The following is a 15,101-nucleotide window of genomic DNA, read 5'->3' as shown; positions in this document are numbered from 1 at the left end:
GAATTTTATAAAAGAGCCACTCGCTAAGGCAAGTGGCTTAAGAATTAATGTAAGCTCTCAATGTAACTCATAGCGCTAAGTGCGGCTACAGCACCATCTGCGGCGGCACTGACTACTTGCTTAGGCGCATCTTGTCTTAAATCTCCTGCGGCAAATAAACCTGGAGTTGAAGTTTGCATTTTTAAATCAACTTTTACTTGACCTGATGGCAATATATCGCAAATGAATTTATCTCCATCTTTTAATACTTCGTTTCTTACATTTAGACCCACAAATGTAAATATGCCAGGCACTACTAAATCTCTTATGCTTCCATCTGCTAGTTTGACTTTCACCCCTTTTACACCAGCAGTGCTATCACCATAGACTTCATCTATAGTAGCATTTAAAATTAGCTCAATTTTCTCATTTTTCTTAACTTTTTCAACTGAGCTTGGAGCAGCTCTAAATGTATCACGGCGGTGAATTAGATATACTTTTGAGCAAATTCTAGTTAAATACTCAGCCTCTTCGATAGCCGTATCACCACCACCTAAAACAGCTACTTCTTTATTTTTATAGAAAAATCCATCGCAAGTAGCACAAGTGCTAACGCCTTTACCAAAGAATTCATCCTCACCTTTAAAGCCAGCTCTTTTTGGGGTTGAGCCTGTACATACAATTACGGCTTTTGCTTGTTCAGTTTTGCCACCTTCTAAAGTGATAGTAAAGCTGCCATCGCTATTTTTAGATACTTTTTCTACGGCCGCCATTTCGTGTTTTAGACCAAATCTAGTGCATTGCTCAAGCCACGGACTCATAAAACTCATACCATCCATAACAGTAGCGACACCAGGATAATTCTCCATTTCAGAGCTACTAGTGATTTGACCACCAGGCATACCCTTTTCAAACATTACAACATTTTTTAATCCACCACGAGTAGCATAAAGCCCCGCACTAAGACCAGCTGGACCACCACCAATTATAGCTACATCTAACATTATAGTCTCCTAATTTTAAATTTATATCTATACAATATTACAAATATATTACATAAAAATAAATTTAACTTAAAAATTGATTTGAAATGAAGTGAGTCGGGGCAAAGCCCCGTTTGAATTATAAAAGTGAATTGATTTTATCTGCAATTGCAGCTTTAGATTGAGCGCCAATTAATGTCTCTTTAATCTCTCCATCTTTAAAGAATAGTAAAGTTGGAATAGAGCGTACGCCGTATTCTACAGCTAAATCTTGAACCTCATCTGTATTTACTTTACAGATTTTTGCTTTACCATCGAACTCTTCAGCCAACTCATCAATAACTGGAGCTAGCATTCTACATGGTCCGCACCATGGAGCCCAAAAATCTACTAGAGCAACGCCCTCTTTAGCGATATTGAAATTTTCAGCAGTTAATTCAATATATTTACCCATTTTATCTCCTTCTATGGTTTTACAATAAAAATTATACATCAAAAAAGTTAAACTAAAACTAACAAACATAATTTTAGGTAACTCAAACTTCATCAAATCAAGGCTTATTATAAAATATAAAAGTTAATAATTTTTATTAATTATTAAATTTTAAAAAAATGAAAGAAGAAATTTAATCAATATGTAATATTTTCTATCAATTCTATATTTTGATTATTTATACAGACTATATCGATTTGATATGGTAAATTTAAATTTGAGTTTAGCATATAAAAATCTATAGCTTTTATAATTTTTTCCAATTTAGATTTTGTTACTCTATAGATAGTTTGATAATCTTTAGTTGAGGCTTTAACCTCAATAAAATGAAGAGTTGAATCACGCTTAGCAATGATATCAATCTCTCCAAATTTAGTTTTATAGTTTAAATTGAGTATCTTATAGCCATTTTTTGATAAAAATTTAGCAGCACTTTTCTCAGCTTCATGACCAAAAAGATATTCAGCTAAACCCAAAGATTAACTCTCAATCCTAATCATAAATGGCTTAGCCTTGATAAAGTTCTCATTTTCTAAGCTATTAATTACTCTTAGCATATCAGCTTCTAAACAAGTATGAGTAGTAAAAAATAAGGTAGCACATCCTTCATCTTTGCTTTTTGCTTTTTGTAAGAAACTATCAATTGAGAGATTATTTTGACTCATTAAATTTGTAATCTTAGCCAAAACCCCAACCTCATCAGCTACCTTTAATCTTAAATAATATTTGGTTCTAATCTGGTTAGGCTTTAGAAGTTTTAATGGTGCAGACTCTAGTGGAGCTTTATATCCTAGCATAGGATTTCTAATCTCTCTAGCAATATCTATTAAATCACTTATAACTGCACTTGCTGTAGCAGACCCACCAGCACCAGCACCATAAAATAAGCTCTCTCCAACTGCATCACCTACGACACTTACAGCATTCATTACCCCATTTACATTTGCTAGCATCTTATCTTTGCTAATAAATGCTGGATGAACTCTAAGCTCTAAAGTACCTTCTCCACGCTTAGCAATAGCTAAAAGCTTGATAGCATATTCAAATTCATTAGCAAAATATATATCCTCACTACTAATTTGACTAATACCTTCAATCAAAATATCTTCAGGCTTAGCATGCACACAATAGGCAATACTAGCTAATATAAGTAATTTATGTGCCGTATCAAATCCACCTATATCAAAGGTCGGATCAGCCTCGGCGTATCCTAGCTCTTGAGCCTTTTTAAGCGCCTCGTCAAATTGCACTCCACTATTCATCATATTTGTTAGAATATAATTGCTCGTTCCGTTCATTATACCCATTATTTTTTGAATATGGTTTGCGCTTAAGCCCTCTCTTAAAGCTTTTATAATTGGTATCCCACCAGCTACACTAGCTTCATATCCAAATGCCGTATCTCCAGCAAGTGCTTCAAGCTCATTTCTGTAATAAGCCAATAGCGCTTTATTTGCTGTTACTACAGCCTTTTTGCGCTCTAAAATCTTACTTATAATCTCATAGGGCTTATCAATTCCGCCCATTAGTTCGATAAATACGTCAATATCATCTCTATTTATAACACTATCTATATCATCAGTTAGTGGAATTATTGAGTCTTTATGTTTTGATAAATTCCTTACTACACCCACTACTGGAGTTATACTAACTCCAGCTCTTGAGACGATTAGATCGCTATTTTTAATGAGCACATTAGCAACCTCAGTTCCTACTGTCCCAACACCTAATATCGCTACTCTCATTGGACTTCTTTTAAATATTTTTTGATATTTCTAGCAGCTTGGCGAATACGATTTTCATTCTCTATAAATGCAATCCTGACATACTCATCACCAGCCACACCAAATCCAGCACCAGGGCTAACAGCTACGCAAGCTTTGGTCAATAGCTGCTTAGCAAATTCTTTACTTCCTATATTTCCTACTTGCGGTGGTAATTTTGCCCAAGCAAACATACTAGCTCTAGGTTTTGCTATCTCCCAACCAGCTGCGCTAAAAGCTTCTATGAGTGTATCCCTGCGTTTTTCATAAGTCTGTCTAATCTGCTCAACGCAGTCTTGATCTCCATCTAGTGCTACGGTGGCCGCTACTTGGATTGGGGTAAACATACCATAGTCAAACCACGATTTTATCTTTTTGAGTGCGGCTACTAATTTTTTATTACCACATATAAATCCTACACGCCAACCGGCCATATTGTATGATTTGGATAAGGTATAACACTCTACAGCTACATCTTTTGCACCATCTACTTCAAATATACTTGGGGTCTTATATCCATCAAATGTAAGCTCAGCATAAGCAATATCACTAATGATATAAAATCTCTCACGCTTAGCCATATCTACTAAACGCTCATAAAAACTCTTTTGGCAGGTTACAGTAGTTGGGTTATGAGGAAAATTTACTACAACATATTTTGGCTTTGGAATACTTTCTTCTATAGCATGTTCTAAATTTTCAAAAAATTTATTCTCATCTACTTCAAAATTTGCATTATAAATAAGTGGCATTTTAGTAACATTTCCACCTGCTATAATAAAAGCTTGAGTATGAATAGGATAGGCTGGATCTGGTACAATAGCTACATCACCAGGATTTGTGATGGCTTGTACTAGATGGACAAATCCCTCTTTGCTACCCATAGTTGCGACTGCTTCGGTTTCTGGATCTAGTATTACGCCATATTTTCTTTTATACCAGTTACATATCGCAACACGAAGTTTATAAATACCTTGACTAACACTATAACCATGAGTTTTATCCTTCATAGCGCTCTCGCATAATTTATCTATAATATGCTGTGGTGTTCTACCATCTGGATTTCCCATCGAAAAATCTATAATATCAGCCCCATCTCTACGTGCTGCCATCTTAATCGCATTGACCTCGGCAAATGCGTAGTTTGGCAACCTCTCAATAGTGTTAAATCTAATTTCATCAAACATAAAAAACTCCTTAATTTGATTTTATATATATTTTTAATCCACGCTTAATATTTTCTAAGCTAAAAGCATCATCAATTAGCATATAGTATGAATTTGGTGGAAATTTGATATATATTTCTTTTTCTGGTTTATCTGATTTAATCTGTGTAATCAAATTTAGATCCCTATCAAGTACCTTTATAACGCAAATCCAACTATCAGAAGCGTAGCTTTTTATTAAAGCCTCACTTTTGCCACTAATATTTAAAAAATATGGCTCTAATGGCTTTGCAAGGTCAAATTCGCTATCACTAATATATTGATGTGTAGATAATATAGCTTTGCTAGCATCAATACTATAAGTAAAACTAAACTCACCATCACGATTAATATCTTTTATATAAATTTGATTCTTTCCAAGCTCTCTATAAATCGCACCTGGATCTAGCAAAAAGCGTGAATTCATAGATATTTGCCAAACTATTCCTTGAGTATCAGTCTTTAATGACTTACTCAAAAAATATGAATAGCCAAGATTTTTAAGAGCTTCAGATACACTTTTAAAAAGCAAAATATCAGAACTTGGACTATAAAAGGCAATTTCTAAATTCACCGGCAAAGAAAAACTAAGATTTAAGAGCGAATTTACTCTTAAAGTATTTGTAATTTTAGCGTAATTTGGATTACCCCTACTATCAATAAAATCAGACTCTATAGCAAATATCTGCTCGATTTTATCTCTATTTTTAGCGTAACTTTGCTCTGAAATTATACTTTTGATATTGCTATGTAAATCAAATCCAAAACAACTAAAAGCAAAAACACAAAATAGAAACGCTACTCTTACCATTGAGAACCTTTGTTTAGTTTCACAAATTCGTCATACTCCAACTCTCTAATTGTGCCATTTTGAATTACAAATCTTAATGGCTTTTGAACGCTAAATTTCTTTTGATCCCCATCAATCTCTAAAATTAACTCGCCGTGGCCTGTTTGAATTAGTTGATCAGTGCTTAAATTTAGATCGATAGGATTTTTAGTTGTATGAAATCTTTTATTTTTACCATCAATATCTTTAATACCAATCCATATATTTTTAGTTGGAATAATTTTAGCAATTTCATTGGTTGGCGCTGTAATCTGTGGTACTTCTACTTTTGTAGTTTCTATATTTAGAGTTTGAGTTTTTAGTTCTGTAGTCGCATTGGCCTCTATAGAAGTTGAATTTGAGTCTATTTTAGTTTGATTAGATTCAGTAGTGATATTTTCATCTTTTTGAACCACTTTTTCTATTGTTTGACTAATTGCTTCTAAATTCTCTTTAGCTGATTCTACTACGGCATTTGCTGAGTAGGTTACGCTTTGATTTTTATCAAAACTTGGTAACTCTATATTATCTAAAATATTTGTAAATTTAACTACCCAAACTAGTGCTACTATGATTAATACTACAACCAAAATTACTGTTAAAGCCATACTATTATCGGTTTTTGGTGTATATGCTGGAAGTTTTGGCGCTACTGTAAAACCTGCATTATCATCACCATTATGTTCTTTACAATACTCATTATACTCATCAATCCAGCCTTGTAAATCCATATCATATTCACGGCTTAAAATCTTAGCAAAACCAGAAGCATTTAATTTGCGAAGTTTTTCGAAATTTTTTTCACACATATATCTTAGATACTCAGTCTCGATATGAGTGTGCTTAGTTACCTCTTTTAAATCCATTTCTAAAAGTTTTTCTATACCATTAGCCATTTATAATCCTATCAAATAATATTCCAAACGCCACACTGACATTTAAGCTATCCCAGTCCTTGCGCATATTTATGCCTAGACTCTCATCGCATTTTTGCAATACCTTATTTGGTATTCCCTCGCCTTCACTACCCATAATTAAAGCAGTTTTAGGCTCAAATTCAAATTCTTTAGTATTCTTGCCTCCGGCATTTGCTGCATAAATTTTAAATCCAACTTGCTTAAGCTCATTTATAAAGCTTAACCCATCAGTGCATAAAGCAATTGGTAGTTCATACGCTGCACCGCTACTAGCACGCACTACTCCTTGCATTGCTAGGCTCTCATTTTTACCTACTATAACTATACCGCCAGCACCCAATGCATAAGCAGTCCTTACTATAGCGCCAATATTTCCTACATCACTAAGACCATATAAAATCACTAAATAATCAGACTTTTTAATCTCATTTAAATTAGCAAACTCGTAATCTTTTACCTTTGCTAAAAAGCCTTGATGATTGCCTCCACGGGCAAGCGCTTGGGCTTTTTGATTATCAACTTTTTGAATTTTCAAGCCGACTTTTGCTATTTGGCTAAATATATCTTTTTGAACCTCTTTTGCTAGATATATCTCTTCGAGCTTGTCTTTATGATGTTTTAACAAATGTAAAAATAGCTGTTTTCCATAGATAATCATAGCGATTATGGTATCTAAAAGCCCTTAAATTTTAGCTTATTTTTAGCAAAAAAAATGAATTTTTGTAAAATTCTATATTATCATTGTTAAGAAACTTCTTATGATTAATAAAATAATCATACAATAAATACTATTTTACAAAAGATCGCTTCTAATAAAGCTTTAATAATCTATATAAATTTATCCTAAAATTACCCATTTAACTGGGCATATATCTCTTTTACGCTTTTACCAGTAAGCTTGGCTAGGAGTTTAGCTTTTTGCTTTGGAGGAATGTCTAATTCATTTATATCAGCTACGCTTATAGTATTTTGGGTGTTATTTTTTGAACCATCAATTACTATACACCATTCACCTTTTAAATTTGCACTCTTAAGCATAGCAACTAGATTTTTAGCACTATTTTTAAATTTAGCTTCAAATTTCTTAGTAGCCTCTTTAATAGCAAAAATCTCCCGTTTAGGCTCTAGCTTTGCAATAGCTTCAACTAGCTGCAAGACTCTCTTTGGCGATTCATATATCACTACTGGATAAGTCAAATTTAGTGCATTTTGTATAGCTAGTTCTCTACCTCTTCCAGTATTTGGCAAAAACCCTAAAAATGTAAACTCTTTTTGCACAATTCCACTTGCTGCCACGGCTAAAAGTGCTGCATTTGCTCCACTTAATACCTCGTAATTTATACCATTTTGCTGAGCAAATTCTACTAATGCAACTCCTGGGTCGCTAATGCATGGCATTCCAGCATCGCTTACATATACTACAGTATTTTCTATTAATTTTTTAGCTTCAAATTTAGTAAAAAATTCACTCTCGTTATGAGTATGAAGAGAGTAAAATTCAGATGGATTTATATTTAGATTATATTTTGTGTTTAGAAGATTTATAAGGGATTTAGTTACTCTACTATCTTCACAGATTATGATATCACAAAGGTTCAAGATGTCCAGGCATCTCTTTGAGATATCATCTAAATTGCCAATTGGCGTAGGAAGAAAGTAGAGCAAAAGATTATTTCATTCCGTATTTTTTCTTAAATTTATCTACACGACCTGCGCTATCTACGATCTTTTCACTACCTGTGAAAAATGGATGACAAGCACTGCAAATATCTACTTTGATTTCTGGCTTGTTTGACTTGCTAATAAATGTATTACCGCAAGCGCAGCTAACTGTGCATTCAACATACTCTGGATGTATATCTTTTTTCATTGCTTTTCCTTTTTTTGGGTTTAAAAGTTGGGATTTTATCTAAATTTGGCTTAAATTTCCTTGATTAATCTAGTCTCATTTGGTGCCATCTCTATGATCTCCCATGGTAAGCCTTGTTTATTTAGCTCATCCATAAATGGTTTGGCATCGAATTCTTCCATATTAAATACCCCATTTCCACTCCAAATACCCTTTGCTACCATCATTGAGCCTATCATTGCTGGCACTCCTGTAGTGTAGCTAACAGCGCCAACGCCAGTTTCTTGATAGCACTCTTGGTGATCGCATACATTATAGATATAAACTTTTCTTGGCTTATTATCTTTTATACCTGTTATCACACAACCTATATTTGTCTTGCCTTTGGTTCTAGCACCTAGGCTTGCTGGGTCAGGTAGCAAAGTCTTTAAAAACTGAATTGGGACGATTTTAACTCCATTATGCTCAACCTCATCAATCCTTAGCATACCTACATTTTCTAGACATTTCATATGAGTTAGATAACTCTGCCCAAAGGTCATAAAAAAGCGAATTTGCTTTAAAGTAGGGATATTTTTAACTAAGCTCTCAAGCTCTTCATGATAGAGCAAATAGCTATCTTTTGGGCCAATTTTTGGATAATCCCAGCTAAATCCTATCTCCATCGGCTCGGTTTCTATCCATTTTCCATCTTTGTAGTATCTACCCTTTGCGCTAACTTCACGCAAATTTATCTCAGGATTAAAATTAGTAGCAAACGCATACCCATGGTCTCCAGCATTACAATCCAAAATATCAATATACTCAATCTCATCAAATAGATATTGCTTCGCATAAGCACAATATACATTAGTAACGCCCGGATCAAATCCACTACCAAGAAGCGCCATAGTATTAGCAGATTTAAAATCACCATCTTTAGCCCATTGAAGTTTATACTCAAATTTAGCCGTATCTGGGTGTTCATAGTTTGCTGTATCTATATATGGAATTTTAGTTTGCGAGCATGCGTCCATAAGCGTAAGGTCTTGATATGGAAGTGCAACATTTAGTAATAAATCAGCCTTAATATTTTTAATAAGCTCTACAACAGCAGCTGTATCATCGGCGTCTATCGCCGCCGTATCGATATCCACTCCGACCTTGTCTTTTATAAATTTAGCTATTTTATCACATTTACTTTTGGTGCGACTTGCTAGAGTGATTTTGGTAAAAACTTGCGAATTCATCGCACATTTTACCGTTGCTGCTTGACTTACTCCGCCTGCTCCGATAATTAAGATATGACTCATTTTCTATCCTTTGTCTGAATTTTTAGTAATTATAGCCAAATTTAGCTAAAATTCACTCCATACTTTAAGCAAAAATCACTTTAACAAAAAATTAATATTTTCAAAATACTTATCTAAGCTCAAAAGCAATCTCCATAAAAATGCTATATTTTTTATCTATATTTTCTAAATTTGGCTTTGTTTTTTTAATCGCATTTAGCGCCGCTTCATTGAGCAATTTATGCTGGCTGGGGCGTGAGATTTTCTCATTACTTATACCGCTTTTATCTATTTGAAACTCCACGCCTACTACACCACTCAATCTAGCTCTTCTAGCGGCTCTTGGATAGATGGTATTTTGGGCGATTTCATCTTTTAATCTTTTAAATATTTCGCTATCGCTACTTAGTTTGGTGATTTGGTTTTGGCTAGGGGTTGGCTCATTTGATTTTGATGGGCTATTTATAGGGGTATTTTGTTGTGATGATTGATAGGCTGCTCTGGTTAAATTTTGGGTTGTGGTTTGGATTTTTTGGGTTGGTTTTTGGGATTTTTGAGCTGGGATTTTACGGGTTTGGGGATCTGGCGTGCTCGGTGAATTTATGGATGAATTTGATGGATTTATAGATGAATTTGGCGGTTTTATGGGATTTAGCGAATTTGGTTTTATATCAGATTCTACTATATAAATTTCAAATTCACTAACTATTTTATCCTTGCCTAAATTTATTTTAGCACCAAAGGTTATAAGAACCACAAGCACAAAATATATCAATAGTGAAAATATGAATGAAGTTATATTGAGTGCTTTTTGCTCCATTTTAGAAATTTGCTCTTAATTTCACCCAAAAGCTTCGCCCCGGCTCATAAACTCTAGTAGTAGCTGGGATATCAAGCGTGGCTATTTCGGCGCCATTTTTGCTAGTGTGATAGCTATATAGTGCGTCGTTTAAATTTAGTGCTGCTAGCATAATTTGATAATTTTTGTATTTATATCCAGCATTTAGCCCAATAGTCCAAAAGCTATCGCTATAGCCTAAGTCCTTACCGGCGACATTGCCGTAATTCTCTTTATATCTATGTTGGCTAGCATTAGCATAAAAATCCAAATCGACAAACCACTCATTACGCACCAAACCGGCAACAGCTTTAAAAACCAAAGGCGAAATTTGAGGCAGTGGATCGCCATCTTTTAATCCATTTGTATCTTTCAAATTCTCGCCATAAACATACGATAACCCCGCACCAAGCTTATAAAAATTATTAATCAATATATTAGCATCTATCTCTCCACCCATCAAAAGGGCATCTGTATTAAATGAAGATGTAGCGCCATTGTAATTTAAAATGATATAATCATCTATTTTAGACACAAATAAATTTGTGCTTAAACTCAAATTCCCATTATCATAGATAGTACCTAGGTCGATTTGGTGATTTTTTTCGGTTTTTAAGCTCATTCCATCAACTTTTTGAAGTTCCCAAAAATCCGATGCTCTCTCAGCTCTACCAACCCCAGCATATAAGCTTAATGTATCAAAATATCTCTCATAACGCATAAATCCAGATATTGGGGTTTGAATTTTAGATCTATCAAATCTACCAGCAAGATATTTATCTATCTCAACCCTATCTAATCTAATACCGCCAAATACCCCATAATCCTCACTAAGATACTCGCTTTGAGTAAATACAGAAGATGTGCTAATTAGAGCATTTTTGTTATAATCCTTAGAAAAAAGCGTATTTCGTGCCTCGGTGGCATTAATGGCATTTTGAGTCATTCTACTAGAGTGCTTATCTTCTCTATAAGAGCCACCTATATATGTAGTTATAGTATCGAAATTTAGTTTTATCTCGGCTTTAGTGCCGATAATCTCTCTTTTTGGATTGCTGATATTATATCTATTTGGCATTGCTGGTCTTAGGCTAAAATTATCCATCACATGATCTATATAGTGATAATAACCTTGTAAATTCAAAGTGTGGCTACCTAAGGCCTGCTCTAAAGCTAGATTATAAGATTCTCTTTGAAACTTTGTCCCATCCATCGCCCTATCAGCATAAGCCGCCTCGCCATCGCCAAAGTCAGCACTAAGGCTAATAGCACTCTCTTCATTTGGTGTTAATGTGGCGATTATAGCGCCTTGTTTGCGAAAATACTCTGAATGGACTATGTTTCCATCGCCATCTTTGTAATTATCGCTTTGGTAAATTCCGCCATTTACTTGGATACTACCAAGCTCATTTCCGCCGATCGCCTCGCCACTTAACTCTCTTTGGTTAAAGCTACCAGCAAGCATAGATATATCAGCACCATAGCTAAGCTCATTTAATCTAATAATCCCCCTATCAAAGAGCAATCCACCATTAACTAGTGCTCCATATCTCACATCTTGAGGGCCTTTTATTATCTTAATTGAGCGGTAATTTTGCGGTGCGATATAGGTTATAGCTGTATCCATCCGACCACCGCAACCGCCGTGAATTTCAGATCCATCTGTATATATAGGCAGTCTAGCCGAAAGCCCTGAGCGATATGATACTTCGCTACCGCCACCGCCTTTTCTAACCATATTAAATCCACTTATATCAAGCAAAGATTTGGCTAGATCGGGTGAATTTAGTATAGTGTCTTTGGTGATTTGTGTAGTTATGGGATTGTCTAAAATGCTTTTTTCATAACTTTGAGTTACATTTACTCTACCTAAATTTAAATCTTGAGCGTATAAACTCGCAGCGGCACACAAAGCACAAAGCAATCTCATAAAATACTCCTTAAAATATTATAGATTAAGCTAAAATAATACCGAAATAATTATTACTTTGTGCTTAATATTTATTTCAATTATATAAATTTAATAATATCTACTCAACATTTTAAGTATAGGCTTAGCTAGTTCTAGCCCCTTAGATCGGTGTGAAATTTGAAGCTTGATACTCTCATCAATCTGCCCTATAGTCTTATCAAATCCATCAGGAATAAACATAAAATCATACCCAAAGCCATTATCCCCAAGCTCTTTATCTATAACCTTGCCATGCATAAATCCATGGACGCCATATCTGCCATATTTAGAGCCGATGCCGATACAGGCGGTGTAAAATGCCTTAGCGTGGCTTAAGCCTAATCTTTTTAACTCACTAATCAATTTTGCTCTATTGCTCGCATCACTCGCCCCTTCGCCACTATACCTAGCTGAGTAGATCCCAGGAGCAAAACCAAGCGCTTCTACGCTTATCCCGCTATCATCACTTAGAGCTATACACTCATTTTCAATTCCAAGCTCTTTAATCTTCTCATACACAGCATCTGCTTTTATCATCGCATTTTCATAAAAGCTCTTGCCATACTCTTGGATCTCAAAGGGCTTACATATATCACCCAAAGCCAAAACTTCAAATTGATTATAATAAGCCTTAATCTCCCTTACTTTATCCATATTATTTGTAGCTAAAACAATCTTCATCCAACTCTCCTATTTAGAATTTTTCTAACCCAAAACGCCACCAAACCCATCGCAACTACAAGGGCTAAGGCTAGCCAAAATTCATAACTTTTATAATTTGCTATATTGCTACCTAAATTTATAAATAGCACCGCACTAATAAACTTCCCAAGCACCCCAGCAATGATAAATTTAACAAAATCAAACCTCAACGCCCCAGCCATGTAATTCACGACATTATAAGGCACAATTGGTATTAATCTAAGCAAAATTATTAGACTAAATTCATCCTTACAAAATTTATTTTTAATTCTCTCAAATTTAGCAGTATCAAAAGCCCCACTAAAATATCTTGCGATAAAATACATTATAGCTGAGTTTATCCCGACCCCTATCATCGCACAGATTAAAGCCTCCCAAAAGCCTAAAATCGCCCCACCGCCAATAGCCAAAATCCCAGCCGGAAATAAAAATACTGGCAAAATCGCCCAGCACCCAATATAAATCACCCAATCAAATTTGCTAAATTCGCCCATTAAATTTATCAAATCACGCTGATTTATACTACATAAAATTACCACGCAACAAAGCATAAAAACGCCAAATAAAATCAATCTAATCATAAATTTCTCTTTTAAAAGCGTAATTTTATCCAAATTTTTGCTAAATTTTGAAAATATTTAGGTATATTTAGATAGAATTCAACCCATTGTTAAATCATTATAATACTAAATTTGGATTGTTGATGAAGCTTTTTGCTAGGTATAGTGCATTTATTTATGTAAAATATTTTTTTATTATATTTATCTCATTGATTGGATTTTATGTAGTTATTGATACCCTTACAAATCTTAAAAATCTCCCAAGTAGTGCAAATTTACAACTAATTTATGTTAGTCTAACTGCATTAATTTCAATCAATTATGTATTGCCAATCTCAATAGTCTTAGCCCTAATAGCAACTATGATTAACCTAACTCGCTCCAATGAATTAGTCAGCTTCTACGCTTTAGGAATTAGTAAAAACCGCCTTATAACGCCTATTTTTACCATCACTTTACTTATTAGCTTTGGATATATCGGACTTTGCTGCACACAGTTTGCCTACGCCAAAGAAAGACAAGAATCCTTAGAAGATTTTCAAAGCTTTGATCGCTCAACCAAATGGATATTTTTGCGCTTTGAAAATAAATTTACATATATCGAAAAACTCCTTGGCAATAAGCAGCTTGCTCAAAATGTCAGAATTTTTGATATGAATGGTTCACAAATTATATCTCAAATAACTGCTAAAGAGGCTAGCTACAATGGCGACACCTGGATACTTAAAGATAACAACATAACTCAAATACCGCAAAATTTAAGCCTAGGTGCTACAGGGTTAGAGCGTAGCTATGCTGATGAGATAGTAATCACAAATAGCTTCCGCCCACGCATAATAGAAAATATCGAAAATAAAGACAATCTCTACTCCATCATAGATGCTATTGACTCCATAAATACACTTAAAAATGAAAATATAAACATTGCTAAGATAAAATCTGTACTATATTCAATGATATTTTTCCCACTTTTTGCTCCATTTATGGTGTTAATTTTATACTATTATATGCCTGTTACTGGGCGTTTTGCTAGCTTAGCTATTGCTAGTTTTGGGGCGATTTTTATCTCGCTTTGTATTTGGGGTATTTTATTTTTACTTATTCGTCTTAGTATTAATGGTGCTATTGCTGCTGAGATTGGTATTATTTTGCCTGTTATTATTTTGATGCTATTTGCTGGATATCAGTTTTATAAACATAGGTAACATATCTATTTTATATCATAGCAATTTAGAGTTGAAATTTATAAATTTTTCCTAAAAAATAAAAGATACTTAAAAAAATTATATAATAAAGAAAGTTTATATATTTGCTCTATTATTGCTTTATTACAATTAAAAATGATACTAATAAATTTAATATCATTAAACTTAATCAAACTAAAATAAAAACTAGTAAATTTGTAAATTTTTACTCTACCCCCCCCCTACAAAATCACAAATTTAAGTTATAATATCGATTGGAATACATATAACATAATGGGGGTTTATCATGTTCTCAAATCTTAAAGTTGGTGCCAAAATATCACTAATTGTTGGCGCTGTAGTTTTTGTTGGCTTAACTGCCCTTACTATACTAATTGGCAATAATGCATCAAAGGTGATGAAGCACGAGTCTGACATCACTCTAACTCAAGCTAGTCACCGATATGCTGAACATGTTCTAACTATTTTTAGAGAGATGGATTCACTCACTAAATCTACTGCTAATATTATCGGCCTTGACCTTGGCTCTCATCATGCTAACATGCAAGATACTATA

The 15,101-nt window shown here is 34.1% G+C and carries 16 protein-coding genes; 1 reads left to right on the top strand and 15 read right to left on the bottom strand.

Annotated elements, in window-relative coordinates; translation table 11 throughout:
• Positions 1-44: 44 nt before the first annotated feature.
• The 15 genes from trxB to CIGN_RS01735 all read right to left on the bottom strand — a co-directional run bounded on the left by trxB (position 45) and on the right by CIGN_RS01735 (position 13,394).
• A complete protein-coding gene (trxB, locus tag CIGN_RS01805) occupies positions 45-983 on the bottom strand; it encodes a thioredoxin-disulfide reductase (protein ID WP_086225660.1) in 939 nt (312 codons plus the stop codon).
• A gap of 118 nt (positions 984-1,101) precedes the next feature.
• On the bottom strand, positions 1,102-1,416 hold the full coding sequence (trxA, locus tag CIGN_RS01800) for a thioredoxin (RefSeq protein ID WP_086232468.1): 315 nt from the start codon (positions 1,414-1,416) through the stop codon (positions 1,102-1,104).
• Positions 1,417-1,592: 176 nt separating this feature from the next.
• Entirely contained in the window at positions 1,593-1,931 is a 339-nt protein-coding gene (locus CIGN_RS01795) for a YraN family protein (protein ID WP_086225657.1), read from the bottom strand.
• A gap of 3 nt (positions 1,932-1,934) precedes the next feature.
• Entirely contained in the window at positions 1,935-3,200 is a 1,266-nt protein-coding gene (locus CIGN_RS01790; protein WP_086253896.1) for a homoserine dehydrogenase, read from the bottom strand.
• The gene (locus CIGN_RS01785) at positions 3,197-4,405 is read right to left on the bottom strand and encodes an LL-diaminopimelate aminotransferase (protein WP_086225655.1); all 1,209 of its coding nucleotides are present in this window, start codon (positions 4,403-4,405) and stop codon (positions 3,197-3,199) included. The genes CIGN_RS01790 and CIGN_RS01785 overlap by 4 nt, the downstream gene beginning before the upstream one ends.
• 10 nt (positions 4,406-4,415) lie before the next feature.
• Positions 4,416-5,234, bottom strand: coding sequence for a hypothetical protein (locus CIGN_RS01780; protein WP_086225654.1), 819 nt, complete (start codon positions 5,232-5,234; stop codon positions 4,416-4,418).
• Positions 5,228-6,148 carry a hypothetical protein gene (locus tag CIGN_RS01775; RefSeq protein ID WP_086225652.1) on the bottom strand — a complete coding sequence of 307 codons (921 nt, stop codon included), beginning with the start codon at positions 6,146-6,148 and terminating at the stop codon, positions 5,228-5,230. Before CIGN_RS01775 ends, CIGN_RS01780 begins: the two co-directional genes overlap by 7 nt.
• Positions 6,141-6,827 (bottom strand): 23S rRNA (guanosine(2251)-2'-O)-methyltransferase RlmB, encoded by a 687-nt coding sequence (gene rlmB, locus CIGN_RS01770; RefSeq protein ID WP_086268890.1) that lies wholly within the window; start codon positions 6,825-6,827, stop codon positions 6,141-6,143. The genes CIGN_RS01775 and rlmB overlap by 8 nt, the downstream gene beginning before the upstream one ends.
• A gap of 191 nt (positions 6,828-7,018) precedes the next feature.
• Positions 7,019-7,834, bottom strand: a complete 816-nt coding sequence (gene rsmI, locus CIGN_RS01765) for a 16S rRNA (cytidine(1402)-2'-O)-methyltransferase (RefSeq protein ID WP_086302061.1) — start codon at positions 7,832-7,834, stop codon at positions 7,019-7,021.
• A gap of 4 nt (positions 7,835-7,838) precedes the next feature.
• The gene (gene rpmE / locus CIGN_RS01760) at positions 7,839-8,039 is read right to left on the bottom strand and encodes a 50S ribosomal protein L31 (protein ID WP_086225649.1); all 201 of its coding nucleotides are present in this window, start codon (positions 8,037-8,039) and stop codon (positions 7,839-7,841) included.
• Between the two features lie 50 nt (positions 8,040-8,089).
• Positions 8,090-9,310 carry a saccharopine dehydrogenase family protein gene (locus tag CIGN_RS01755; protein WP_086289818.1) on the bottom strand — a complete coding sequence of 407 codons (1,221 nt, stop codon included), beginning with the start codon at positions 9,308-9,310 and terminating at the stop codon, positions 8,090-8,092.
• 109 nt (positions 9,311-9,419) lie between these two features.
• Positions 9,420-10,109: an energy transducer TonB gene (locus CIGN_RS01750; protein ID WP_086302060.1), complete on the bottom strand. Its 690-nt coding sequence runs from the start codon at positions 10,107-10,109 to the stop codon at positions 9,420-9,422.
• Position 10,110: 1 nt separating this feature from the next.
• Complete coding sequence (locus tag CIGN_RS01745) at positions 10,111-12,057, bottom strand: TonB-dependent receptor domain-containing protein (protein WP_086227365.1); 1,947 nt, start codon at positions 12,055-12,057, stop codon at positions 10,111-10,113.
• 90 nt (positions 12,058-12,147) lie between these two features.
• Positions 12,148-12,759, bottom strand: coding sequence for a non-canonical purine NTP pyrophosphatase (locus CIGN_RS01740; protein ID WP_086302059.1), 612 nt, complete (start codon positions 12,757-12,759; stop codon positions 12,148-12,150).
• Positions 12,756-13,394 carry a TVP38/TMEM64 family protein gene (locus CIGN_RS01735; protein ID WP_152023674.1) on the bottom strand — a complete coding sequence of 213 codons (639 nt, stop codon included), beginning with the start codon at positions 13,392-13,394 and terminating at the stop codon, positions 12,756-12,758. Before CIGN_RS01735 ends, CIGN_RS01740 begins: the two co-directional genes overlap by 4 nt.
• Positions 13,395-13,483: 89 nt before the next feature.
• Here CIGN_RS01735 and CIGN_RS01730 point away from each other — a divergent pair, with 89 nt between their 5' ends.
• On the top strand, positions 13,484-14,545 hold the full coding sequence (locus tag CIGN_RS01730; RefSeq protein WP_086302057.1) for an LptF/LptG family permease: 1,062 nt from the start codon (positions 13,484-13,486) through the stop codon (positions 14,543-14,545).
• The last annotated feature ends 556 nt before the right edge of the window (positions 14,546-15,101 follow it).

It is taken from the genome of Campylobacter devanensis (assembly GCF_002139915.1).
Classification (GTDB): domain Bacteria; phylum Campylobacterota; class Campylobacteria; order Campylobacterales; family Campylobacteraceae; genus Campylobacter; species Campylobacter devanensis.
This window is presented reverse-complemented; position numbering and strand designations above follow the sequence as displayed.

Bases quoted from the DNA above. Each gene is read 5' to 3' on its own strand.
- CIGN_RS01745 (WP_086227365.1), bottom strand. From the start codon at position 12,057: ATGAGATTGCTTTGTGCTTTGTGTGCCGCTGCGAGTTTATACGCTCAA.
- trxA (WP_086232468.1), bottom strand. From the start codon at position 1,416: ATGGGTAAATATATTGAATTAACTGCTGAAAATTTCAATATCGCTAAA.
- CIGN_RS01785 (WP_086225655.1), bottom strand. From the start codon at position 4,405: ATGTTTGATGAAATTAGATTTAACACTATTGAGAGGTTGCCAAACTAC.
- CIGN_RS01780 (WP_086225654.1), bottom strand. From the start codon at position 5,234: ATGGTAAGAGTAGCGTTTCTATTTTGTGTTTTTGCTTTTAGTTGTTTT.
- rlmB (WP_086268890.1), bottom strand. From the start codon at position 6,827: ATGATTATCTATGGAAAACAGCTATTTTTACATTTGTTAAAACATCAT.
- CIGN_RS01740 (WP_086302059.1), bottom strand. From the start codon at position 12,759: ATGAAGATTGTTTTAGCTACAAATAATATGGATAAAGTAAGGGAGATT.
- trxB (WP_086225660.1), bottom strand. From the start codon at position 983: ATGTTAGATGTAGCTATAATTGGTGGTGGTCCAGCTGGTCTTAGTGCG.
- CIGN_RS01790 (WP_086253896.1), bottom strand. From the start codon at position 3,200: ATGAGAGTAGCGATATTAGGTGTTGGGACAGTAGGAACTGAGGTTGCT.
- CIGN_RS01775 (WP_086225652.1), bottom strand. From the start codon at position 6,148: ATGGCTAATGGTATAGAAAAACTTTTAGAAATGGATTTAAAAGAGGTA.
- CIGN_RS01730 (WP_086302057.1), top strand. From the start codon at position 13,484: ATGAAGCTTTTTGCTAGGTATAGTGCATTTATTTATGTAAAATATTTT.
- CIGN_RS01750 (WP_086302060.1), bottom strand. From the start codon at position 10,109: ATGGAGCAAAAAGCACTCAATATAACTTCATTCATATTTTCACTATTG.
- CIGN_RS01755 (WP_086289818.1), bottom strand. From the start codon at position 9,310: ATGAGTCATATCTTAATTATCGGAGCAGGCGGAGTAAGTCAAGCAGCA.
- rpmE (WP_086225649.1), bottom strand. From the start codon at position 8,039: ATGAAAAAAGATATACATCCAGAGTATGTTGAATGCACAGTTAGCTGC.